The 21,688-nt window shown below is 66.4% G+C and carries 20 protein-coding genes and 1 pseudogene; 14 read left to right on the top strand and 7 right to left on the bottom strand.

Annotated features, from left to right (window positions below):
* Positions 1–11 precede the first annotated feature (11 nt).
* Both rplI and dnaB read left to right on the top strand, forming a co-directional pair.
* The gene (gene rplI, locus ACTXPP_RS05960) at positions 12–467 is read left to right on the top strand and encodes a 50S ribosomal protein L9 (RefSeq protein ID WP_443341321.1); all 456 of its coding nucleotides are present in this window, start codon (positions 12–14) and stop codon (positions 465–467) included.
* An 844-nt stretch (positions 468–1,311) separates the two neighbouring features.
* Positions 1,312–2,808, top strand: a complete 1,497-nt coding sequence (dnaB, locus tag ACTXPP_RS05955; RefSeq protein ID WP_489926914.1) for a replicative DNA helicase — start codon at positions 1,312–1,314, stop codon at positions 2,806–2,808.
* A gap of 213 nt (positions 2,809–3,021) precedes the next feature.
* On the opposite strand, the gene ACTXPP_RS05950 is transcribed toward dnaB, so the two are convergent.
* Positions 3,022–3,492, bottom strand: a complete 471-nt coding sequence (locus tag ACTXPP_RS05950) for a MarR family winged helix-turn-helix transcriptional regulator (protein ID WP_301494999.1) — start codon at positions 3,490–3,492, stop codon at positions 3,022–3,024.
* Between the two features lie 186 nt (positions 3,493–3,678).
* Here ACTXPP_RS05950 and ACTXPP_RS05945 point away from each other — a divergent pair, with 186 nt between their 5' ends.
* Positions 3,679–4,224 (top strand): YceI family protein, encoded by a 546-nt coding sequence (locus tag ACTXPP_RS05945; protein WP_443341319.1) that lies wholly within the window; start codon positions 3,679–3,681, stop codon positions 4,222–4,224.
* 19 nt (positions 4,225–4,243) lie between these two features.
* Positions 4,244–4,741, top strand: a complete 498-nt coding sequence (locus ACTXPP_RS05940; RefSeq protein WP_301494995.1) for a FluC/FEX family fluoride channel — start codon at positions 4,244–4,246, stop codon at positions 4,739–4,741.
* A gap of 26 nt (positions 4,742–4,767) precedes the next feature.
* On the opposite strand, the gene ACTXPP_RS05935 is transcribed toward ACTXPP_RS05940, so the two are convergent.
* The gene (locus tag ACTXPP_RS05935) at positions 4,768–4,983 is read right to left on the bottom strand and encodes a hypothetical protein (protein ID WP_443341318.1); all 216 of its coding nucleotides are present in this window, start codon (positions 4,981–4,983) and stop codon (positions 4,768–4,770) included.
* Between the two features lies 1 nt (position 4,984).
* Here ACTXPP_RS05935 and ACTXPP_RS05930 point away from each other — a divergent pair, with 1 nt between their 5' ends.
* Entirely contained in the window at positions 4,985–5,113 is a 129-nt protein-coding gene (locus ACTXPP_RS05930; RefSeq protein ID WP_443341317.1) for a hypothetical protein, read from the top strand.
* Positions 5,114–5,150: 37 nt separating this feature from the next.
* On the opposite strand, the gene ACTXPP_RS05925 is transcribed toward ACTXPP_RS05930, so the two are convergent.
* Together ACTXPP_RS05925 and ACTXPP_RS05920 are read right to left on the bottom strand one after the other, a co-directional pair.
* Positions 5,151–5,930, bottom strand: a complete 780-nt coding sequence (locus ACTXPP_RS05925) for an SDR family NAD(P)-dependent oxidoreductase (RefSeq protein ID WP_301494992.1) — start codon at positions 5,928–5,930, stop codon at positions 5,151–5,153.
* 114 nt (positions 5,931–6,044) lie between these two features.
* Positions 6,045–6,542 (bottom strand): hotdog fold domain-containing protein, encoded by a 498-nt coding sequence (locus ACTXPP_RS05920; RefSeq protein WP_301494991.1) that lies wholly within the window; start codon positions 6,540–6,542, stop codon positions 6,045–6,047.
* 63 nt (positions 6,543–6,605) lie between these two features.
* Between ACTXPP_RS05920 and trxA the strand changes: the two genes are divergently transcribed.
* From trxA to ACTXPP_RS05900, 4 genes are all read left to right on the top strand, one after another.
* Positions 6,606–7,046 carry a thioredoxin gene (trxA, locus tag ACTXPP_RS05915; protein WP_301495005.1) on the top strand — a complete coding sequence of 147 codons (441 nt, stop codon included), beginning with the start codon at positions 6,606–6,608 and terminating at the stop codon, positions 7,044–7,046.
* 181 nt (positions 7,047–7,227) lie between these two features.
* Positions 7,228–8,142: a PspA/IM30 family protein gene (locus ACTXPP_RS05910; protein ID WP_443341315.1), complete on the top strand. Its 915-nt coding sequence runs from the start codon at positions 7,228–7,230 to the stop codon at positions 8,140–8,142.
* Positions 8,143–8,773: 631 nt separating this feature from the next.
* On the top strand, positions 8,774–10,366 hold the full coding sequence (locus tag ACTXPP_RS05905; RefSeq protein WP_443341314.1) for a DHA2 family efflux MFS transporter permease subunit: 1,593 nt from the start codon (positions 8,774–8,776) through the stop codon (positions 10,364–10,366).
* Positions 10,367–10,444: 78 nt separating this feature from the next.
* Positions 10,445–10,951, top strand: a complete 507-nt coding sequence (locus ACTXPP_RS05900; protein WP_443341312.1) for a hypothetical protein — start codon at positions 10,445–10,447, stop codon at positions 10,949–10,951.
* A 98-nt stretch (positions 10,952–11,049) separates the two neighbouring features.
* On the opposite strand, the pseudogene ACTXPP_RS05895 reads toward ACTXPP_RS05900, so the two are convergent.
* The 3 genes and pseudogenes from ACTXPP_RS05895 to ACTXPP_RS05885 form a co-directional block, all read right to left on the bottom strand.
* Positions 11,050–12,725 (bottom strand): annotated as a pseudogene (locus ACTXPP_RS05895) (acyl-CoA dehydrogenase family protein).
* Between the two features lie 14 nt (positions 12,726–12,739).
* Positions 12,740–13,630: an alpha/beta hydrolase family protein gene (locus tag ACTXPP_RS05890; RefSeq protein ID WP_443341311.1), complete on the bottom strand. Its 891-nt coding sequence runs from the start codon at positions 13,628–13,630 to the stop codon at positions 12,740–12,742.
* Positions 13,627–14,250, bottom strand: coding sequence for a TetR/AcrR family transcriptional regulator (locus tag ACTXPP_RS05885; protein ID WP_301494986.1), 624 nt, complete (start codon positions 14,248–14,250; stop codon positions 13,627–13,629). The genes ACTXPP_RS05890 and ACTXPP_RS05885 overlap by 4 nt, the downstream gene beginning before the upstream one ends.
* 252 nt (positions 14,251–14,502) lie before the next feature.
* Between ACTXPP_RS05885 and ACTXPP_RS05880 the strand changes: the two genes are divergently transcribed.
* The 5 genes from ACTXPP_RS05880 (at position 14,503) to ACTXPP_RS05860 (ending at position 21,668) form a co-directional block, all read left to right on the top strand.
* Positions 14,503–16,149 (top strand): cytochrome b/b6 domain-containing protein, encoded by a 1,647-nt coding sequence (locus ACTXPP_RS05880; RefSeq protein WP_443341310.1) that lies wholly within the window; start codon positions 14,503–14,505, stop codon positions 16,147–16,149.
* Positions 16,150–16,364: 215 nt separating this feature from the next.
* Positions 16,365–17,672 carry an acyl-CoA dehydrogenase family protein gene (locus ACTXPP_RS05875; protein WP_443341307.1) on the top strand — a complete coding sequence of 436 codons (1,308 nt, stop codon included), beginning with the start codon at positions 16,365–16,367 and terminating at the stop codon, positions 17,670–17,672.
* The gene (locus ACTXPP_RS05870) at positions 17,672–18,463 is read left to right on the top strand and encodes an enoyl-CoA hydratase/isomerase family protein (RefSeq protein WP_443341306.1); all 792 of its coding nucleotides are present in this window, start codon (positions 17,672–17,674) and stop codon (positions 18,461–18,463) included. The genes ACTXPP_RS05875 and ACTXPP_RS05870 overlap by 1 nt, the downstream gene beginning before the upstream one ends.
* Positions 18,464–18,468: 5 nt before the next feature.
* On the top strand, positions 18,469–19,374 hold the full coding sequence (locus ACTXPP_RS05865; RefSeq protein WP_443341304.1) for a 3-hydroxyacyl-CoA dehydrogenase family protein: 906 nt from the start codon (positions 18,469–18,471) through the stop codon (positions 19,372–19,374).
* A 752-nt stretch (positions 19,375–20,126) separates the two neighbouring features.
* Positions 20,127–21,668 (top strand): flavin monoamine oxidase family protein, encoded by a 1,542-nt coding sequence (locus ACTXPP_RS05860; RefSeq protein ID WP_443341303.1) that lies wholly within the window; start codon positions 20,127–20,129, stop codon positions 21,666–21,668.
* Positions 21,669–21,688 lie beyond the last annotated feature (20 nt).

Here is a 21,688-nt window from a genome sequence, read left to right as displayed (position 1 = left end):
GGCAACGGATCATGAAGCTGATCCTCACCGCCGCCGTCGACAACCTCGGTGTCCCTGGTGACATCGTCGAGGTCAAGGCCGGCTACGGACGCAACTTACTGCTGCCGCGCGGCTACGCCATCCCCGCCACCCGTGGCGCGGAGAAGCAGGTGGAGAACATCCGCCGTGCACAGCAGGACAAGGTCATCCGCGACCTCGACCACGCTCGCGAGGTCAAGGCCGAGATCGATCACCTGAGCAACGTCACCGTCAACGTGCGTACCTCGGAGCAGGGCAAGATGTTCGGCTCCGTCTCCGCGGAGGACCTCGCTGTCGCAGTCAAGGCCGCTGGCGGCCGTCAGCTGGACAAGCGCACCATCGTCCTCAACAAGGGTGACGTGAAGAAGACCGGTTCCTACAACGTCGACATCAAGCTGCACCCGCAGGTTGTCGCGTCGCTGAACTTCAAGGTCGCCGCCGAGAAGTAGAGCCTTTCCGCGCTCTACGGTCCCGACAAAATCTTTAATGTCGCAGTACCGCATGGTGGGACGCCGCAGTACCGATTCATCACCGTGGACCTGACGGTTCACGCGTCGCCCGGACTAGACACCCGGGCGCACCCGCCGGCCTAGACACCCGGCAGAGTCGGTAGCATGGTGGCGTACATATCGTACGATGTCGCGACGACAGTCACTTCAACTGAGACAACAGCATCAGTGAGACCCGAGGGTCTCGCAGGGTCCGCCCCCGGACGAGTCATTCAGACTCGCCCGGGGGCGGACCTTTATGGTCCGTGTGGGGGTACGGGGGATGTGGGGGACGCGCTGGGACGTTGTGCACATCTTGTCCACAGTTGTCCACACTCGCTATGGCTCGGTGTGGACAACCAGGGGAGAACTGTGCATAATATGCGAATAGTTCACTCTGGGGGCACCTCGTGTTGACCTGCAGGTATCTCTGCGCCCCTCGATCTGACCTGTGAATTCGGAGACTTGTCCACCTTGTCCTGGTGTAAATATATCCAACTGCAACTTTCTGACCTGCGGGTATCCGAAAATCCGCAGGTCGGCGAGGGGTTGTCCACACGTTGTGCACACAGCGAGCAGGAGTGGAGGGCGAAGATGCACACAAGATCCACACATTGTCCACAATCGGTGTGGATAACTCCTGGAAGTCGGTGGGCTCGGGGCCTGCAGCGTCCGCTCGACGGCAAAGTGCACAGGTCCCGGACGTCCGGCAGCGTCGTTGATGTGGACAACTGATGTGGCACTCCCGCGGGATAGTTTCCTGTCCGTCGTGGGTACTAAGATGGCGGCCATGAGTGCACAGGAGATGGGTAGCGCGGGATTCGGGGACGCCGACGGGACGAGCGCGATCCCGCTGCCGCCCGAGCCCGGCCCCTGGGACGATGACGGTCCCGCGGGGGACTTCGGTGGCGGAAAGCGCCGTGGCGGCTTCCAGCGGTCAGGTCGCGGCGGCAACGACCCTGCAGCCTTCGCCGAGCCGCGGCAGATGCCGCAGAACACCGAGGCGGAGCAGGGCGTCCTCGGCGGCATGATGCTCAGTAAGGACGCCATCGCCGATGTCGTCGAGCGGCTCCGTCCCGACGACTTCTACCGTCCGGCACACCGCACCATCTACGAGACCATGCTCGAACTCTACGGCGAGGGCATGGAGGTCGACCCGGTGATCCTCGCCGGGCGGCTCGACAACAACACCCTGTTGGACGTCGTCGGTGGCGCACCCTACCTGCACGAACTGTCCTCGAAGGTGCCGACTGCGGCGAACGCCGGCTACTATGCCGACCTCGTCGCCGAGAAGGCCGTCCTGCGTCGACTGGTCTCCGCCGGTACCCGCATCGTGCAGTTCGGTTACTCCGGACTGGAGGGCCAGGAGCTGGAGAGCGTGGTCGACCGCGCCCAGCAGGAGATGTTCAACATCACCAACGAGTCCGCCAGCGAGGACTACATGGTGCTTCAGGACCTGCTGGAGTCCACCATGGACGAGCTGGACTCCCTGGAGAACGGCACTGGCGAGGGTGAGGGCGTCATGACCGGTTTCAGTGAACTCGACGAGATGACCAATGGGTTGCGCGGTGGTCAGATGATCATCGTCGCGGCACGTCCCGGTGTGGGTAAGTCCACGCTGGCGCTGGACTTCATGCGGTCGGTGTCGGTGCAGCAGAACAAGGCGTCGGTGCTGTTCAGCCTGGAGATGAGTAAGTCCGAGGTGATGATGCGTGTCTTCTCCGCCGAGGCGGAGGTGCCGCTGTCGGTGATGCGCGGCGGCAAGATGAACGACGGACAGTGGGACAAGCTGACCCGGCGGGTCACCGCGATCGAGAGCGCGCCGATCTTCATCGATGATTCGCCGAACCTGACGATGACCGAGATCCGCGCCAAGGCCCGCCGCCTGAAGCAGAAGCACGATCTGGGCTTGATCGTGGTCGACTACCTGCAGCTGATGAGTTCGGGTAAGAAGGTCGAGTCCCGTCAGCAGGAGGTTTCGGAGTTCTCCCGTCAGCTCAAACTGCTGGCCAAGGAGGTGGACGTGCCCCTGGTCGCCATCTCGCAGCTGAACCGTGGCGTGGAGTCCCGTGGTGATGACGCGCTGCCGAAGGTTTCCGACCTGCGAGAGTCCGGTTCGCTGGAGCAGGACGCCGATATCGTGCTGCTGATCAGCCGTCCGGACGCCCAGAACCGTGACCATGAGCGGGCCGGCGAGGCGGATCTGATCCTGGCGAAGCACCGTGGTGGCCCGATCGGCACGATCCAGGTCGCTCACCAGCTGCACTACTCGAAGTTCTCCGAGCTCAGCCGCGGCATCTAGCTGCGGCATCGAGGGCCGGTATCGAAGGGCTGGGGGCCAGCCGGGTCAGGCCTGTTTCGGTCCCGGATGTCGGAAAGGTGGGACGAATCGCTGGGATCTGACGGAAATCCCGACGATTCGTCCCACCTATTCGACACCCAGCAGACTTCCGGGGATGGATCGTGATGGCCCTGGGGAGTGGGGAATGCTGGGGGAGAGGGCGCGGTAGCCGGCTCAGTCCTCGAACTGCTCGAGGATCACGTCGAGTACCCGGCCGAGGTCCGCGGCCTGCTGCTCGTCCAGGCGGTCGATCATCAGGCGGCGCACCGAGTCCACGTGACCGGGGGCGGCCTGCTGGATCGTGGACAGGCCCGTCTGGGTCAGCACGATGAAGGCACCGCGACCGTCGGACTCGCAGGCTTCGCGGGTGAGCAGGTCACGCTTGATCATCCGGGAGATCTGGTGCGACAGTCGGGAGCGGTCCCAGGTCAGGGCATCTGCCAGTGCGGCGATGCGCATCCGGTAGTCCGGGGCCTCGGAGAGGTTGACCAGGACCTCGTAGTCGGACATCGACAGTCCGCTCTGCCGCTGCATGTCGCGGGCCAACTCGGAGTCGATCCGCCGGGAGGCGGCGAGCCACTTGCGCCACAGGCACTGTTCCTCGTCCGAGAGCCACCTGGGGGAGTTGTCCGTGCTGTTCGTCATGCATCCATTCAATCACACCGAGCAGTTGGTTGACACATCAACCAACCGGTCCTAAGGTGGTGTTCACCGGACGGCAACCGACCGGTCCTACCGTCGAGGTGGTGTCCGACCCGGAAACCGCCAGCGCGGGCCGCCCGGGGACAAAAGACACAATCAACACCAATCGCTTCCAAGGAGCATCACCACATGAGCACCGTCAACGACTACGCCGGCAACTTCACCATCGACCCCGCCCACTCCGAGATCGGCTTCACCGCCCGCCACGCCATGGTCACCAAGGTCCGTGGCTCCTTCAACGAGTTCTCCGGCACCGCCACAAGCGGCGAGAACCTGGCCGACGCCGCCATCTCCGTGACCATCGCAGCGTCCTCCCTCGACACCCGCAACGCCGACCGTGACGGCCACGTGAAGAGCGAGGACTTCTTCGACGTCGAGAAGTTCCCGGAGATCACCTTCACCTCCACCAGCGTCACCGCCGCCGGCGACGACGCTCTTGAGGTCACCGGTGACCTCACCGTCAAGGACGTGACCAAGCAGGTCACCGTCCCCTTCGAGTTCGACGGCGAGGTTGTCGACCCGTGGGGTGCCACCCGCGTCGGTTTCTCCGGTTCCACCACCATCAACCGCACCGACTTCGGCTTGACCTGGAACGCTCCGCTGAAGACCGACGGCGTGCTCGTCTCCGAGAAGATCACCCTGAACTTCGACATCTCGGCCACCAAGGACGCTTAAGTGTTCTAGCATCACGGGCATGAAGCCCGTCGATGTCACCACAAGCCGGGGCGCCGGGGTCCTCGTCTTCATTGGCGGGGCCCTCGGCGCCTTCCTGCGTTGGGCGTTCACCGTGGACACTGGAATCGAGGGCTCGCTGTGGCCCCTGCTGGTGGTCAACCTCACCGGTGCTTTCGCCCTCGGCCTGCTGGTCGGCTACCTCCCGCTGGTCAGCGACACGACGTCCTCCGGTAAGTCAGGACGTCGCGAACGCATCCGCCTGACACTCGGCACCGGCCTGCTCGGCGGCTTCACGTCCTACTCGGCGATTGCCGCCGCGACGGTGCAGGACGCAGGCGGTCCGCTCGGCCCGATCGTCTACCTGGTCGGCACCGTGGTGCTGGGCCTGCTGCTGGCCAAGGCAGGCCTGTGGTGTGGTGCGCGGATCAGCGGCGAGCCCTACGGCAACGAAACGAGCGGCAACAGCGCCAACAGCGCGTCCGGCCAGGCCGGCACAACCGGGGAGGTGACGGCATGATCGGCGAGATCTCCCTGGTGGCGGCCCTACTCGTCGCCTTCGGCGGCGGCACAGGTGCCTGGCTGCGCTGGCGGCTGGACCGCTACATCACCGACCGCACCAGCAGTGACCTGCTGGTCAGCCTGCTGGTGATCAACACTCTGGGTTCCCTGGTGTTGGGCCTGCTGTTCGGCCTCACCGACAGCTGGTGGCTCGTCGCGCTGATCGGCCGGCCTATGCGGTGGCTTCACCACCTTCTCCACGGTGTCGGTCGATGCCGTGGGCCTGTTCCAGCGCAAACTCACCGCCGCCGCGCTGATATCGGTGGTGGCGATGGCGCTGCTGACCGTCGCCGCCTTCGCGCTGGGCTACTACGCGGTGAACTGGATCTAGCACGCCCACCGCGCTACCGCGCTGGGCCCCGTGGCGTCTACACCGCCGTGTAACCGCCGTCGACCAGCACATAGGACCCGGTGATGAAGGACGCCTCGTCCGACAGCAGGAAACGCACCAGCGGGGCGATCTCCTCGGCCCGTCCCAGGCGACCCAGCGGGTGGCGGGAGATCAGGGCCTGCTTCTGCTCATCGGGGACGGCAGCCAGCAGGGGAGTGTCGATGTAGGCCGGCCCCACGGAGTTGACCCGCAGCCCGGCGGGGCCGTACTCCGCAGCAGCGTTCTTCGTCAGCCCGACGACCCCGTGCTTGGCGGCGGTGTAGGCGGCGTTGCCCGGGGCTGCGACGGCACCGTGGATCGAGGCCATGTTCACGATCGCGCTCTGGTCGGCCCCGGCCTCGAGCATCGCCGGCACCTGGTAGCGCATGCCGTAGAGCACCCCGTTGAGGTTGATCCCGATGACCTTGTCCCAGTCATCGGTCTCCAGGTCACCGACGGGGTTGGACGCCCCGGTGATGCCGGCGTTGTTCACCGCGTAGTTGAGCTGACCGTAGGTCTCGATGGCGAAGGCGACGGCGGCCTCGGCGTCCGCCGCACTGGAGGCGTCCGACTGCAGCGCGGTGGCCTGACCGCCGTCGGTGGTGATGGCTGCGGCCACCGACTGGGCGGCGTCCACGTTGATGTCGGCGACGATGACCTTCGCTCCGTGGGCGGCAAGGTCGGCGGCGATGGCGGCACCGATGCCGGAACCGGCACCGGTGACCAGGGCGACCCGGCCGTCAAAAGGCGCAGCGGAGTGGGCGGGGGAGTCAGGCATGGTGGGTCCTTTCCGTGTGGTGGGTGGTTCCACCGCAAGGGTAGACCCCGGTCCGGACACGGTCCTGCCAGATGGGGGTGGTGACCTCGCTGACCAGCGAGGAGTCGCCGAATCCTAGCGGGGCTTCTTCGCCGAGACCCACACGTCGATCTCGGCGGTGACCGGCTCGGCGCCGGCGTCGTCGAGCAGCTGGAGGTTCACGGTGATCAGCTGGCCGCCGGTCTCGCGGGTGAGGGTGGAGAAGTCCGGCCAGTCGGCGGTGGCGGTCACGGTCAATCCGCCGGTCGACTTGGCGGGGTAGTCAGCACGCATACCGCGGGGGAGCCACCGGTGGCTCGTGGGCACTGCGGCCTCGCACAGAGCCCCCATTGCGGCCTCCGCACCGTTGAGCGCGGCGATGACGTGGAAGGTCCCGATGTGGTTCTGCACTCCCCACCACTTGCCGATGCGCACCACGGCGCGCTCCGGGGTGACCTCGCGCACCCGCGGGAAGACGGTGCGGAAGTAGGGGGCCTTCAAGGAGTAACCGACCGAGAAGAGTCCCCGTCCCAGGGTGCTCGTCCCGTTCTTGGTGACCTTCTTCCAGAGCTTGTACGTGCCAGTGCTAGTCATAAATTCATAGTATAATGCAGTGGCCCGACGGATACCGGCGAACGGCGGTACGCTGGATGTGGAATAGCGGCAGCCGTCGGGGACGTTGTACCCCGTGTAACAGTCAATACACGCGAAAATGCAGAAGAGGTAGAGCCCATGGCCACCACGACGATCACCACCGAGAACTTCCAGGACACCATCCAGGGCGACGGCATCGTCCTGCTCGACTTCTGGGCGGACTGGTGCGGCCCGTGTAAGCGTTTCGCCCCGGTCTTCGAGAAGGCCTCCGAGGAGAACCCGGAGATCACCTTCGGCAAGATCGACACCGAGGCCAACCAGGACATCGCCGCCGCCCTGCAGATCCAGTCGATCCCCACGCTGATGGCCTTCCGCGACGGCATCCTGGTCTTCCGGGACGCCGGTGTGATGAACCCGAAGCAGCTCCGTGAGCTCATCGAGCAGGTCCAGGGCCTCAACATGGAGGACGTGCGCAAGCAGGTCGCCGAGCAGCAGAACAGCTAGTTCGTCTGGCCCGGGGTACCCGCGCCGGGTGCGCGGGTGACGGCGGGGCGGTCCGGGGGAGACCAGCCCGCCACACGCATCGCGGGAAAAGTGTTTATGCTGGGGAACTGACAGCACTGGCCGGACGATTCGACCGAAGCGTCCTTGAGGCCACGATGACGGCGACTTAGGAGCACGCGCAATGGCGAACCCCTTCTCGAAGGGCTGGAAGTACCTCATGCAGTCCCTCGACACCACCATTGAGGAGAACGCGGACCCGAAGGTGCAGATCCACCAGGCGACCGAGGCGGCGAAGAAGCAGCACCGTGAGGTCACCGAGTCCGCCGCCCGCATCATCGGCAACCGCAACCAGCTCGAGATGTCGCTGAACCGGCTGGTCAAGGACCAGGAGAAGCTGCAGAACAATGCGCGGGCCGCACTGCAGCAGGCTGATGCCGCCACCTCTGCCGGCGACCAGGCGAAGGCCGATGATCTCATGAACACCGCCGAGGTGTTCGCCACCCAGCTGGTGACGGTGGAGCAGGAGATAGAGAACACCAAGCAGATGCACGCCCAGGCGACCGAGGCGGCGAACCAGGCCCAGCAGCAGCAGAAGCAGTCCGAGATGCGGCTCAAGGAGCAGCTCGGACAGATCGACCAGCTCAAGGCGCAGGTCGACCAGGCCAAGATGCAGGAGAGCTCTGCCGAGGCACTGCAGTCGATGAAGGGCATCCAGGCTGACGACAATGTCCCGACACTGGACGGGGTGCGCAGCAAGATCGAGGCCCGCTACGCCAACGCCCTCGGCGCCCAGGAGCTCACCGAGCGCAGTGTGCAGGGCCGGATGGCCGAGATCGAGACGGCCGGCAATGACTTCGCCGCCTCGTCGCGCCTGGAGCAGATCCGTGCCGAGATGGGTGGCGGTGCCGGTGGTGCCGGCGAGCTGACCTCCAACGCTGCGGGCGGCGACGTCACCGGTGAGATCGAGGCGGGGGAGGACGCCGCGGACGCGACTGATGCCGCCGATGCTGCCGAAGCCTCCGCCGAGGACGTGACTGTCGATGGCGCCGGCGACCCGGACGGCGACCCGGACGGCGAGCAGACGACCTCCTCGTAGATCGGACACCCCGGGCGCCTCACCGGTGCGGTGCCCACTCTCACGCCCGCGTCCGCGCATGTCAGGCATCACACCTCCGACGATTCCCACATCATAAGACCTGCAGGTCAGAGTGCCGCAGCGGAGGAGGGGATCAAGGAACGGGTGTGATGGATGGCCCCGCGACGGCGGCAGCGTCCCACATCCTCCCGCCATGTGCCGCGCGTCCCACCGTATGCCGCCGTACCAGGGTTGCGACCCCGGCAGTCGACTCGTAGGATCATGTGGTTCGTGCCCGCAAACGTGGCGGACGCTGCCGCCCGGCACTCGTTGACCGGGACACCACGACCCGGTCCCTTGGAACGCTGGCACTTCGGAATCCTGGCATTTCGGAGTTATGGCCTCTCGGCGCAACGGCACCACCGTGTGACGTCCTGAGACCGCCGGTCCCGGCAGACTACTTTCGACGACGCCCTCGAGCTTTCGGGGGCTTCATTGTTGTGGTCTGGACAAACGCAGCGTCCTGCCCTGTTCCCGAGCGCGGCACAACACCGCTGCGACGAGTGAATCGCCGTCGCAGCCCGAACCCCGACGTTTGCACCCGCCACCAGCGGGAATGCCACGTCGGCGCAGTACTTGGGAGGACGACACCATGTCACATGACAGAGACACTTCCGGCGGAACGACCGCCGACCAGAGCGCGACCGACGCGCAGGCCACGGCTGCGGCCCAGGCAGATGCACAGGTAGAAGCCCAGGCGGGTACCCAGGCAGAAGCCGAGACCACGGCCGGAGGCGTCAACGCCGGCCTGCTGATCGGCATCCTCGTCGGCGCCGCCTTCGTCGCGATCCTCAACGAGACCGCGCTGTCCAACGCACTGCTGTCGTTGATGGCCGAGTTCTCCATCACCGAGGGCACCGCCCAGTGGCTGACCACGGTGTTCATGCTGACCATGGCGGTCGTGATCCCCACGACCGGTTACCTCATGGACCGGCTGACGCTGCGCTCGATCTACACGGTCGCCCTGTCGCTGTTCCTCGCCGGCGCTATCCTCGCGGCCGCGGCGCCGATCTTCGCACTGCTGCTGCTGGCCCGTGTGCTGCAGGCCGCCGGTACCGCGCTGATCATCCCGCTGCTGATGACCACGATCATGATGCTCATCCCGGTGGAACGCCGCGGTTCGGTGTTCGGCCTGGTCACCATCGTCATGGCGGTCGGCCCCGCGGTCGGCCCCACCTTCGCCGGTGTCGTGATGGAGCTGGCCAGCTGGCGCTGGATCTTCCTGGTGATGATCCCGCTGGCGCTGATCGCCCTGCTGCTGGGCCTGTGGCAGATCAAGAACTACAAGGAGCCGAAGAAGCCCCCGTTCGACCTGTTCTCGGTCCTCCTCTCCGCCATCGGTTTCGGCGCGACGATCTACGGACTCTCCGGCATGTCCGCCATCGCCGACGGCTTCCCGACCGTCGCCGTGATCAGCCTGACCATCGGTGTGCTGACGCTGGTGGTCTTCTTCCGTCGCCAGGGTGCGCTGATGCGCGCCGAGGCCGCCGGCGAGCACAAGGCCGCGCTGCTGAACATCACCCCGCTGAAGATCCGGGAGTTCTCCTGGTCGCTGGGCCTGATGCTGCTGAGCTTCGGTTCACTGTTCGGGTTCATCATCATCATGCCGATCTTCGGCCAGACCGTCCTGGGTCTCTCTGAGCTGCAGACGGGCCTGGTGACCCTGCCGGGCGGCATCATCATGGGTGTGATGGGCCCGATCGTCGGACGCATGTACGACCGGATGGGCACCCGCCCGCTGATCATCCCCGGTGGTGCGCTGCTGATGGTGGCCATGGGCATGCTGCTGATGCTCGACGAGAACAAGGACTTCTGGTACCTCACGGCCGTGGCCGTGGTGCTGAACATCGGGCTCTCCTGCCTGATGACCCCGCTGATGTCGAATGCGCTGGCCGCGGTGCCGGACACCATCTCCTCGCATGGTTCGGCGATCCTGAACACCCTGCAGCAGATCGCCGGTGCCGCCGGTACCGCCCTGTTCATCGCGGTGATGAGCTTCGGATCCGCGCGCTCCGACGCCGATGAGCCGGTGATGGCACTGGTCGACGGCGTCCATGGGGCGTTCTACCTGGGTGCCGGTATCTCGGTGGTGGTGTTCATGCTGGCGCTGGTGCTGCGCATCGACGCACGCGACATCCCGAAGGTGCAGCGCGGCAGCACTCCGGAGCGGATCGACGCCGAGTAAGACCGCGCGCTTGAGGTTGCGCCGCCTATGGTCGCGGCGCCTATGGTCGCGCCGCGTAAGATCGGTGGGGTGAATGGTGTGACCCCGCCCCCAGGCCTGTTCCCGTCGGACGACAACGAGTCCTCCGACGGGTTCGGTGCAGGTACGGACGGCGCGGGTGGCGCGGAGGCGAAGGATGCGCCGGGGTCCCGTCGCTACCGCAAGGCGCTGATCGCTATCGCCGTCTTCGCTGTCCTCGTGGCCGTCGGGGTGGCGGGGTTCCGCTGGTACTCGGAGTCCTATGTGGAGCGTCCCGGGGGCCTGGGGGAGTCCGCGGCGCGGGCAGCGTGTGAGGACGCCGTGCGCATCGAGTCCGGGTACGGGGACAATGCCGTCTTCGACACCTGGAGTGCGACGATCGTGCCCGGTGATGGTTCTGACAACGGTTCTGACAACGGTGCGAACGATGCCGACCAGTGGTTGGTCGAGGGGCAGGTATTCGCCGAGGCGGAGCGCGGGGTCGACGAGACCGACGGCTCCCGCACCGATGGCGAGGAGTTCAGCTGCACGGTGGGGGAGGACGACGCGGTCGTGATGATGCGCTGACCCTCCCGCTCTCGGGTGGTTTGACCCCCTTCAGACCACCCGGGAGCGGGAGTCTCGTGCTTCTCCGGCCAGCAACAGGCGTTGTCCGGGGCCCAGCCCTACGCCCGGGCGGCGAGTGCGGCCAGATCCACGCCGGTCGGCAGGGTGCCGTACTCCATGCCGCGGCTGGTGGGGTCGACTCGTCCGGCGAGGTAGGCCTCGGCGACGGGTGCGGGGGCATGGGCGAGCAGGATCTGGGCCTGCAGCGTCAGCGCCATGGACTCCACCAGCCGCCGGGCGATGGCTGGTGCGGCAGCGGGGGAGGAGGCCGCCTGGCCGAACAGGGACTTCGTCCGGGCCAGCTGCGCGTCATAACGCTCGTCGCGTCCGGCGGCGCCGTCCAACTCCGCGACGAAGGCCTCCGTGGCGGACGGCTGTTTCCCATCGCACGCAGGACGTCCAACGCGATCACATTTCCGGAACCCTCCCACACCGCATTCACCGGCGCTTCCCGGTAGCGACGGGCCAGGGGGAACAGCTCGGTGTAGCCGTTGGCGCCGAGGCACTCAAGTGACTCATAGGCGTGGTGGGGGCCGCGCTTGCACACCCAGTACTTGGACACCGCGGTGGCCAGCCGCCGGAAATCCTCCTGGTCATCGTCGTCATGGGCGGCGGCCAGGCGCAGGGCGGTCCACGTCGCCGCCTCCGCCTCGAGCTGCAGGTCGGCGATGACATTGGTCATCACCGGCTGGTCGATCAGCGTGGTTCCGAACGCGCAGCGGTGACGGGCGTGCCATGCGGCCTCGGCGACCCCCTGACGCAGCCCGGCAGCCGAACCGTAGACACAGTCCAGGCGAGTGCGGTTCACCATCTCGATGATGGTCCGCACCCCACGACCGGGCTCGCCGACCAGCCAACCGACGGTGCCGTTGAACTCCACCTCCGAGGAGGAGTTGGACTTGTTGCCGAGCTTGTCCTTCAGGCGTTGGACGTTGAACACATTGCGCTGACCACCAGGCAGGATGCGGGGTACGAGGAAGCAGGAGAGCTTCTCGGTGTCGTCGGAGTCGGCTGCACCGTCGGCACCGGTGTTCCCATCCACCGTGGTCTGGGCCAGGACCAGGAAGGCGTCCGACTGCGGGGCGGAGCAGAACCACTTGTGGCCGGTGAGCGTCCACGTGCCGTCCCCATTGGGCACAGCACGCGTGGTGTTCGCCCGGACATCGGAGCCGCCCTGCTTCTCGGTCATCGCCATACCGAAGATCACGCCGTCCTTGGTGGCGGGATCGCGCAGTTCCGGGTCGTAGCTGCGGGAGAGCAGGCGCGGTTCCCAGAACTCCGCGAGTTCCGGGGAGGTGCGCAGGGCGGGCACCGCGGCGTGGGTCATCGACACCGGGCAGCCGTGGCCGGGCTCGATCTGGCTGGTCAACATGAATCCGGCCGCCCGCAGCACATTCGCGCCGGGACCGGGGTTCGCCCACGCGGAGGTGTGCAGCCCCTGGTTGATGGAGTAGCCCATGATCCGGTGGTAGGCGGGGTGGAATTCGACATCGTCAACACGGTTGCCCCAGCGATCGTGGCTGTGGTGCACCGGGGTGATGGTGTTCGCCAGCCCGGCATCGTGCTGGTAGGACGCACTGCCGACCTCGTCGCCGATAGCGACGAGGTGGTCGGTGGCTGCGGTGGGCAGTGTCGGGGCGAAGGTGGCGACCGCCTCGGTCAGGGCGATGTTGGAGGTGTACTCGTTGACGTCGACCCGCGGTGCGGACTGGTTGACGACGGTGTGGGTGGTCATGGCGGAGTTCATGGCTACCCCACCTCCACCGTCGCCAGCTGCGGCTCGAGTAGGCGCTCCCACAGGTCCTCGCGGCCGCGACGGAACAGCCCCATGTGGCCGATCGACTCCTGCCCCAGCTCCTCCGGTGTGTAGCGCTGAGCGTCCAGGTCCGTGCCGGTGTAGTAGCTCTCCAGGTGTGCGCTGGCCTTGGCGGACATGGTCTTGTCGTCGGTGAAGGTGATGCTGGTGACCGGGATGGTCACGTCAGCGAAGGTCGTGATGCGTTCCGGGTGCACGCCGAAGAGGTACTCGGGGTCGCGGCAGAACTTCGCCCACTGCAGCATGACCGGCCCGGGGATGTCACCAAGCAGCTTGATCTTCTTGCCCGGGTAGTAGCCCAAGGCCTTCACCAGCGCCGGGGCCACGGCCCACCACAGCAGCGGGGCGATGTAGTAGTCCGGCTTGTCTGCGTTCTTCCACCAGCCGGTGCCACCGCAGGTGATGATGCCCTTGTCCAGTTTGTTGTGGTCGGTGAAGGGGAGGAACTGGCAGCCGAGGCTGTGTCCGATCCACGTCAGGGGCACGCTGGCCTGGCCCTGTTCGTCAAGGTCGGCCCGGACGGCGTCGACGGCGCGTGCGGCGTCCCGCGTCCAGGTGAAGTAGTCGGCGGTGACGTCCTTGAGCGGGGTGTGGGCCGAGGCGCCGTAGCCCTGGTAGTCGAAGGAGTAGACGGTGAAGCCGCGGGAGGCGAGCCACTCACTCACGGCCCGGTAGTAGCTGGCTTTCGTCGCCATCGCCGGTGAGATGACCACCGCGCCGCGCGGGGTGTCGTCCTGCGAGCGGGTGCGGTTGATGACGATGGGTTCACCGTTGTCGGCTGAGATGGTGAAAGTGGTGGCGGCGCTTGCCGGGGTGGGGCTCATGAGGGGTTCCCTTCTGTTCGGGTGGCGTTGAGGCGGATGAGCATCAGGACGACGGCATCGGCGGTGGTGTCGTCGAACTGTTCACCGAGGGCTGCTTTCTCCAGCGCGAGGCCGAGGATCGCGGCCCAGAATCCGCGGGTGATGTCGCCCGGGGTGGCGTGGTTGTTCCAGTTGGTGCGGGCGAAGGTGTCGACCATGGCTGCTTCGCCGGCGTTGTAGAGCTCGGTGGTGGTGTCGGTGATGAGTTGCTGGAGTTCTGGGGTGCGTCGGGCCGTGAGCATCGCCTCGGCGAACATCATGACCTCGGGTGCGCCGGGCCCCAGCAGGTAGGTGACCAGGTCGCGTGCGTGTTCGCCGGGTGTGGCGGAGTTCCGGGTGAGCTGCTCGGCCTGGTGGGCGGTGCGCAGGATGGCGTGGCAGGCGGCGTGGACGAAAAGTCCTTCCTTGCTGTGGAAGTGGTAGGTGACCTGGTTGGGGTAGGCATCGGCGGCACGCGCGATCTCGGCGAGGGAGACGTGCTCGATGCCGCGGTCCCGGAACAGTGGGACGGCGGCATGCAGTAGCGCGGCGCGGGTGTCACGACGAGCGGTGACCGTGCGGACGGCCTTCTTGTATGCCATACAAGTCAGTGTAACCGGCAGCGACGGCCGCCGCTGTGGAACGGGCGATTTCGCCGAGTTGGTGAGATCGCAGTCACATCCGGTATGGTGTGGTCCCATCTAGTTATCATTTCAGAAGAGGTCGTGACAGGGCGCTGTCGTAGACGGCGACCACTGCGAGAGAACGGCCTTCAGACGTTATGATTCCGTCAGAATGATCCATGACTTATCGCCGCTATTGACAAGCGACAATCTGTAGGAGACTGAGAGACCATGCCTATCCCGCCCCCGCCGCCCGGCGCACCGCGGATGCCCGAGCCGGGCAACCAGCCCGAGGCAGCCAAGGTGAACCCCGAGGGTCAGGACGCACCGGCACAGGACGCAGTGGTTGACGACGCTGCCCAGTCCGCCGCCCAGGCCCCTGCCGCCTCTACCGAGACTCCCGCAGCGCCGGACGCTCCGGCTGCACCGGAAGCACCGTCCGCCGATGCGCCGGCCGCTCCCGCAGCTCCGGCTCCGGGCGAGCCGATCAAGCTCGGCGGAGCCGGCGCTCCCGGCGCTCCCGGCGCCCCGGGTGCGCCTGGTGCTCCCGCTGCACCTGCAGCTCCGGCCGCACCTGCTGCCCCCGCCGCTGACGCTGCCCCGGCAGCTCCGTCCGCGCCGTCCGCGCCGGGTGCCCCGTCCGCACCTGCAGCACCGTCTGCGCCGGGCGCCCCTGGTGCGCCGAGTGCGCCGTCCGCACCTGCAGCACCGTCTGCCCCTGCTGCTCCGGGCGCCCCCGGCGCTCCCGCCGCTGGTGCTCCGGGTGCTCCGGCCGCCGCAGCTCCCGGCGCCCCTGGTACCCCGGCTGCCGGCGCTCCCGCAGCGGGCGCACCTGGTGCTCCTGCCGCTGGCGCCCCGGGCGTCCCCGGTGCCCCGGCCGCAGCAGGCGCAGCCGCCGCAGGTGCTGGTGCCGCAGCAGCGGCCACCGCCACCAAGGCGAAGCCCGCCGCAAAGAAGGAGAAGAAGAAAGAGCCGATCATGATCGGCGAGAAGTCCCTGGGCGAGTGGGGCAAGCTGGCCGGCATCGGCCTGGGCATCGCTGTCGTCCTGGCTGCCGTCGTGGTCTTCATCTCCAAGTGGATCTACGGCCTCGACAGCGTCCAGTCCTGGATGGAGGACTACCCGGGCGAGTACCACCTGCCCGACTTCGTCGAGGACGGATTCCCGGCCTGGGCCCGCTGGACCCACTTCCTGAACTTCTTCTTCCTCTTCCTGATCATCCAGTCCGGTCTTCGGGTGCGCCGCCAGGCGAAGCCGCCGGCGGTCTGGCAGCCGAAGAAGGGTGGCAAGAAGATCAGCATCCACCTGTGGCTCCACACCTCGCTCGACCTGCTGTGGATGCTCAACGGTCTGATCTTCATCGTCCTGCTGTTCGCCAGCGGGCACTGGGCACGTATCGTCCCGACCAGCTGGGACGTGTTCCCGAACGCGCTGTCGGCGATCCTGCAGTACACCTCGCTGAACTGGCCGGCCGAGAACGGCTGGGTCAACTACAACTCCCTGCAGCAGCTGATGTACTTCGCCGTGGTCTTCATCGCAGCGCCGCTGTCGATCATCTCCGGCCTGCGCCAGAGCGAGTGGTGGCCGAAGGAAGCCAAGACGCTGAACAAGATCTACCCGGCACCGGTCGCCCGTGCGATCCACTACCCGACGATGCTGTTCTTCGTCCTGTTCGTCATCGCCCACGTCTTCCTGGTCTTCGCCACCGGCATGAAGAAGAACCTGGACCACATGTTCGCCGGAAACCCCGACGGAGGTTGGGGCGGCTTCTTCTGGTTCGTTGCCGCGATATTCCTCAGTATCGCCGCACTGTTCGCAGCCCGGCCACTTGTCATCGCGCCCATCGCGAAGCTCTTCGGCCAGGTCAGCGCCCGCTAGCCGCACCGCAGAACCGCGTCGCCGTACCGGCGCAGCAGGGACACCGTTTCCACGGTGTCCCTGCTTTTTCGTGCGTCGGGGAGGACGCCCCGCTGCCACACAGGGGAGTGACGGGGAAGTCACATCATTGTGATTGCAGTCACTATAGGGGGTTACTACTGTGGCGGAAGTCCACGTCCGCAGCCTCGCCCTCGCCCTGACAAGGAGCAACCGCCATGCCCCAGCACGACACCGAACAGAACCAGCCGAACGGCGCATCCCCCGGCCAGGTTGCCGTTGTCCCGCAGGTCACGAGCGCCCGCGGTTCCTGGTGGGGTCCGGTCGACGTCTCCGGGTTGGACGGTCTGTTCACCCCGGAGGAGAGGGACCAGGCACTGCGGGTCCGTACGTTCGTCGACAATGAGATCCGCCCGAACATCGCAGAGTGGTTCTCCGCCGGACACTTCCCCCGCGAGATCGTGCCGGCTCTCGGCACGCTCGGGGTGCTGGGCATGCACCTGAAGGACTACGGCTGCGCCGGACGCAGTGCCGTGGAGTACGGCCTGGCGGTCCAGGAACTCGAGGCCGGGGACTCGGGTCTGCGCACCTTCGTCTCGGTGCAGGGATCGCTGGCGATGAGTGCGATCTACAAGCACGGATCCCCGGATCAGAAGCAGGAGTGGTTGCCGAAGATGGCCACCGGCGAGGCGATCGGCTGCTTCGCGCTGACCGAGCCGGACAGCGGTTCCGACCCGTCGTCGATGAGCACCAATGCCCGGCATGAGCCCGGTGGCGACTGGGTGCTCAACGGGAAGAAGCGGTGGATCGGCCTGGCGAACCTCGCGGACGTCGCGATCGTCTGGGCGCAGACCGAGGAGCCCGGAAAGGGCCGGGGTGTGCGAGGCTTCGTGGTGCCGACCGACACCCCGGGGTTCACCGCGACGGTGATCGAGCAGAAGATGTCGATGCGGGCCTCGGTGCAGTGCGAGATCGAGCTGGACAATGTGCGCCTTCCCGCATCCGCATTGCTGCCGGCGGACACTGCGGTGGGTCTGTCGGGCCCCTTCCAGTGCCTCAGCGAGGCCCGCTACGGGATCCTCTGGGGTGCGGTGGGTGCCGCGCGGGACTCCTTCACTGCCGCACTGGAGTACGCCAACCACCGCACCCAGTTCGGCACTCCGCTGACCCACTTCCAGCTCACCCAGGCCAAACTGGCGAATATGGCCGTGGCGATCAACAAGGGCTACCACCTGGCGCACAACATCGGCCGGGCGAAGGACGGCCCGGGTGTCACCCCGGAGATGATCTCCACCGGCAAGCTCGACAACACCCGGACGGCGATCGAGGTGGCACGGGAGGCCCGCGCGATGCTCGGCGGCAACGGCATCACCTTGGACTACTCGCCGCAGCGTCACGCTAACAACCTGGAGGCCGTCCGGACCTACGAGGGCACCGACGAGGTCCACCTGCTGACCCTGGGCCGGTCGATCACCGGCGTCGGGGCGTTCCAGGCCCCCGGTGCGCAGGCAGGAGGTGCGAAGTAATGGCATTCGCGACAGAGGACTTCGAGACCATTCTCGCCGAGGTCACGGACCGCACCGGCGTGATCACCGTGAACCGGCCGGAGAAGCGCAATGCGTTGTCCCGGACCGTCCTCTCCGAGATCTCTGCGGTGCTCGATGCCTGGCAGGACGACCCGGCGGTGCAGGCGGTGGTGTTCACCGGCGCCGGGGAGAAGGCCTTCGTCGCCGGGGCGGACATCGCCCAGTTGAAGAACTACGACCTGGCCTACGGGCTGGCCGGTTACATGCAGAAGCTCTTCGACCGGATCGAGGACTTCCCCAAGCCGACCATCGCCGCGGTGAACGGTGTCGCCCTCGGCGGTGGGCTGGAGTTGGCCATGAGCTGCGATATCCGCATCTTCGCCGAGAATGCGAAGGTGGGTCTGCCGGAGACCACGCTGGGTGTGCTGCCCGGTGCCGGTGGGACGCAGCGGCTGTCCCGGCTGGTGGGCACCGGCCGGGCGGTGGAGATGATCCTCACCAGTCGCATTCTCACTGCGCAGACCGCCCACGAGTACGGGCTGACCACGCAGGTCGTCCCGTCCGACGGACTGTCGAACGCGGTGGCCGAGACGGTGGGGATGATTCTGTCGAAAGGCCCGCTGGCCACCCGGTTGGCGACGATGGTCGTGCGCGCCGGGGCGGACACCGACCAGCGCACCGGCCTGCTGCTGGAGCGACTGGCGCAGACGCTGCTCTACACCACCGAGGACAAGGCCGAGGGCGCGGCGGCCTTCCTGGTCAAGCGCACCCCGGACTTCCAGGGCAGGTGAGCATGATGAATGCAGCGAACGCGAACACCGCGAATACCGTGCAGAACATCGCCGTGATCGGCTCGGGCACCATGGGCCGCCAGATCGGCATGGCCGCCGCCGTCGCCGGGTTCACCGCCGCGGTGCAGGACGTCTCCGCCGAGGCCGCGTCCGCCGCCGAGGCCGATATGCGGTCCTGGCTCGACGGCCGGGTCGCGAAGTCCCGGATGACACAGTCGGACGCCGACGCCGCCGGGTCGAGGATCCGGTTCACCACCGATCTCGCCGATGCGGTGGGTCAGGCGGACCTGGTGATCGAGGCGGCGACGGAGAAACTCGAGGTCAAACGCTCGATCTTCGCCCAGCTCGGCGAACTCGCCCCGGCACATGCCGTCTTGGCGACGAACTCCTCGACCTACGGCTCCTCAGAGGTCGCCGAGGCCTCGGGTCGTCCTGCCCAGGTGTGCAATATGCACTTCTTCAACCCGGCGCTGGTGATGAAGGCGGTGGAGATCGTCCGGCACGGCGGTACCGGCGCGGACAGCACTGCCACCAGCGATGCCACCGTCGCCACCGCGACCGCCGTGGTCGAGGCGATGGGCAAGCAGCACGTCCTGCTGACCAAGGAGGTCCCCGGCTTCGTCGCCAACCGCCTGCTCTGGGCGATCCGCGCCGAGGCGTTGGACCTGGTCGCCAACGACGTGGCGTCCTACCAGGACATCGACGCAGCGGCGAAGACCGCGCTCGGTCACCCGATGGGGCCCTTCGAACTGATGGACCTGGTCGGCATCGACGTCACCTACGACATCCGGCGGGCCGCCTACGAGATCACCAGGGATGAGAAGGACAAGCCCCATCCACTGATCGCCGAGAAGTACGCCGCCGGCGACTACGGACGCAAGACCGGGAAAGGCTGGTACAGCTACGAGTGAGCCCTCGGCGGCTGGCCCACAGGCTGATCCACGCGCCGTCACTGAAGGTCACGAATACATCAACCCCCGTCGTCTCCCAAGAGAGACGACGGGGGTTGATGCAGTGAACGCTGCTGTTATTAGAACAGGCCGGCGACAGCGTCGACGAAGCCGGTGATGCCCTCCTGGAGCAGGCCGACGACGGAGGAGAAGAAGGTGGCGATGGTGTCGATCATAGTGATCATCCTTTCGAATTCAGGCGTCCCGGGATGTTCCCGGCGTGACACAGACCCTAACCGATGACCGTGACCCAATCGTTACACTCCTCGATGAGGCACCCCCGACGGCCACCCCTGCGTGCCCGCCGCGGTATCGCTCAGGTGCAGTTCCGACGGTGATTCTCCTGGCGACAAGGGCCCTGCGGCGACGAGCGTGTCCGGCGTCCCGTCGTGTGCCGCAACGGGTCGCGCGTGACACGACGGCAATCCGACGCCAGGTCGCTCGCGAAGTCTCCGCCAGCAGATATACGAGCATGAAATTTCCCCGTGACAACTGTGAGACTTTCGGTATACAGATCAGAAACCTGGCCACCTCGACATCGGCTATCGGTCTTAACCCTGGGGAAATGGACGAGCAATCTCCCGAGATCAGGATGAGAGTTACTCAGATACCCTCACTTCAAGGAGAAGATCTTGGAACGGTACAGCCTCACCAGGAGGTCCTTCCTCACCCGATTCGGAGTCCTCGCCGGGACCGGAGCAGCATACGGTGCCATGTCCACCCTCGGGATGGCGCCCTCGGTCGCCGACACCGACACGGCACGTCAGGCCTTCACCCCGATCCGCCCCGGGCACCTGATCGACAAGGTCAACGGCAAGGCCCCGAAGGTGCTGATCCTCGGCGGAGGACCAGCCGGCCTGGTCAGCGCCTATGAACTGCAGAAGGGCGGGTACAAGGTCGAGATTCTCGAGGCCCGCAGCCGCCCCGGCGGCCGCGTGTGGACCGCACGAAAAGGCGTGACCGAGACCGACCTGGACGGCGAGACCCAGACCTGCGACTTCTCTCCGGGCCACTTCTACAACGTGGGCGCCACGCGAATCCCCCAGCACCACATCACCGTCGACTACTGCCGGGAGCTCGGGGTCGAACTGCTGGCGTTCGGCAACCAGAACGCCGACTCCCTGGTCTACTACGACGGCGACACCCCGCTGAACAACAGTCCCGTCACCTACCGCCAGGCCAAGGCGGACACCTACGGCTATGTCTCCGAGCTGCTCACCAAGGCTATGAACAATGGGGCCCTGGACCGGGAGCTCTCCAAGGACGACAAGGACGCACTGTCCGAGTTCCTCTCCCGCTTCGGTGACCTCTCGGCGCAGGGGGCCTACAAGGGGTCCAGTCGCGCCGGGTACGTCGGCGCCTCGCCCGGTGCCGGTCTGGACTACGGCGAACAGCGGACACCGGGTGCACTCAGCGATGTGATCCAGTCTGGCATCGGACGCAACCTCTCCTTCGAATTCGGACATGACCAGGCGATGATGATGTTCAGCCCGGTCGGCGGCATGGACCGCATCTACTACCGGATGGCGGAGGCCATCGGAGCCAACCACATCAAGTACGGGGCGGAGGTCACCGGATTCTCCACCGGCGACAACTCCTCGAAGCCCTGGGCGACCTACACCCGCAACGGCCAGGAGGAGAAGGTCGAGGCCGACTACATCATCTGTGCTCTGCCGCCGCACCTGGTCTTACGTCTCGACACGGACCTGCCGAAGGACCTCACCACCGCGCTCAAGGAAGCGAAGCCCTTCAGCTCAGGAAAGCTGGGGATCGAGTACTCGCGCCGCTGGTGGGAGGAGGACCAGCGGATCTACGGCGGTGCGAGCAACACCGACCTCGCCATCGAGCAGATCATGTATCCCTACGACCACTACAACTCAGATCGTGGTGTCGTCGTGGCGTACTACAACAACGGCGACAACCACAGGGAGTTCGAGAAGCTCACACACAAGGAACGACTCAACAAGGCCGTTGACCTGGGCAAGAAGATCCACGGTGACGAGTACGGCAAGAACATCTCCTCGTCCTTCTCCGGCTGCTTCATGAAGACCAGGTACTCCGAGGGTGCCTGGGTCGACTGGGAGGGCGGCTCGCACTCGCACAACGAGTCGGACGCCTACAAGAAGGCGCTGAAACCCGTCGGACGCATGTACTTCGCCGGCGACCACCTCTCGAACTCCATTGCCTGGCAGCAGGGCGCGCTCGAATCCGGACGTGCCGCGGTGACCGCCATCCACGACCGTGTCACCGCCTGATCCGCAGTATCCCCGCAGTA

It is taken from the genome of Candidatus Corynebacterium faecigallinarum, assembly GCF_052264515.1.
Lineage (GTDB): Bacteria > Actinomycetota > Actinomycetes > Mycobacteriales > Mycobacteriaceae > Corynebacterium > Corynebacterium faecigallinarum.
This window is presented reverse-complemented; position numbering and strand designations above follow the sequence as displayed.

What these genes read in the sequence shown, in the direction of transcription:
- ACTXPP_RS05905 (WP_443341314.1), top strand. Translation starts at nt 8,774, where the DNA reads ATGTCACATGACAGAGACACTTCCGGCGGAACGACCGCCGACCAGAGC.
- ACTXPP_RS05880 (WP_443341310.1), top strand. Translation starts at nt 14,503, where the DNA reads ATGCCTATCCCGCCCCCGCCGCCCGGCGCACCGCGGATGCCCGAGCCG.
- ACTXPP_RS05910 (WP_443341315.1), top strand. Translation starts at nt 7,228, where the DNA reads ATGGCGAACCCCTTCTCGAAGGGCTGGAAGTACCTCATGCAGTCCCTC.
- rplI (WP_443341321.1), top strand. Translation starts at nt 12, where the DNA reads ATGAAGCTGATCCTCACCGCCGCCGTCGACAACCTCGGTGTCCCTGGT.
- ACTXPP_RS05925 (WP_301494992.1), bottom strand. Translation starts at nt 5,930, where the DNA reads ATGCCTGACTCCCCCGCCCACTCCGCTGCGCCTTTTGACGGCCGGGTC.
- ACTXPP_RS05875 (WP_443341307.1), top strand. Translation starts at nt 16,365, where the DNA reads ATGCCCCAGCACGACACCGAACAGAACCAGCCGAACGGCGCATCCCCC.
- ACTXPP_RS05885 (WP_301494986.1), bottom strand. Translation starts at nt 14,250, where the DNA reads ATGGCATACAAGAAGGCCGTCCGCACGGTCACCGCTCGTCGTGACACC.
- ACTXPP_RS05865 (WP_443341304.1), top strand. Translation starts at nt 18,469, where the DNA reads ATGAATGCAGCGAACGCGAACACCGCGAATACCGTGCAGAACATCGCC.
- ACTXPP_RS05940 (WP_301494995.1), top strand. Translation starts at nt 4,244, where the DNA reads ATGAAGCCCGTCGATGTCACCACAAGCCGGGGCGCCGGGGTCCTCGTC.
- ACTXPP_RS05860 (WP_443341303.1), top strand. Translation starts at nt 20,127, where the DNA reads ATGTCCACCCTCGGGATGGCGCCCTCGGTCGCCGACACCGACACGGCA.
- ACTXPP_RS05870 (WP_443341306.1), top strand. Translation starts at nt 17,672, where the DNA reads ATGGCATTCGCGACAGAGGACTTCGAGACCATTCTCGCCGAGGTCACG.
- dnaB (WP_489926914.1), top strand. Translation starts at nt 1,312, where the DNA reads ATGGGTAGCGCGGGATTCGGGGACGCCGACGGGACGAGCGCGATCCCG.
- ACTXPP_RS05920 (WP_301494991.1), bottom strand. Translation starts at nt 6,542, where the DNA reads ATGACTAGCACTGGCACGTACAAGCTCTGGAAGAAGGTCACCAAGAAC.
- ACTXPP_RS05890 (WP_443341311.1), bottom strand. Translation starts at nt 13,630, where the DNA reads ATGAGCCCCACCCCGGCAAGCGCCGCCACCACTTTCACCATCTCAGCC.
- ACTXPP_RS05950 (WP_301494999.1), bottom strand. Translation starts at nt 3,492, where the DNA reads ATGACGAACAGCACGGACAACTCCCCCAGGTGGCTCTCGGACGAGGAA.
- ACTXPP_RS05945 (WP_443341319.1), top strand. Translation starts at nt 3,679, where the DNA reads ATGAGCACCGTCAACGACTACGCCGGCAACTTCACCATCGACCCCGCC.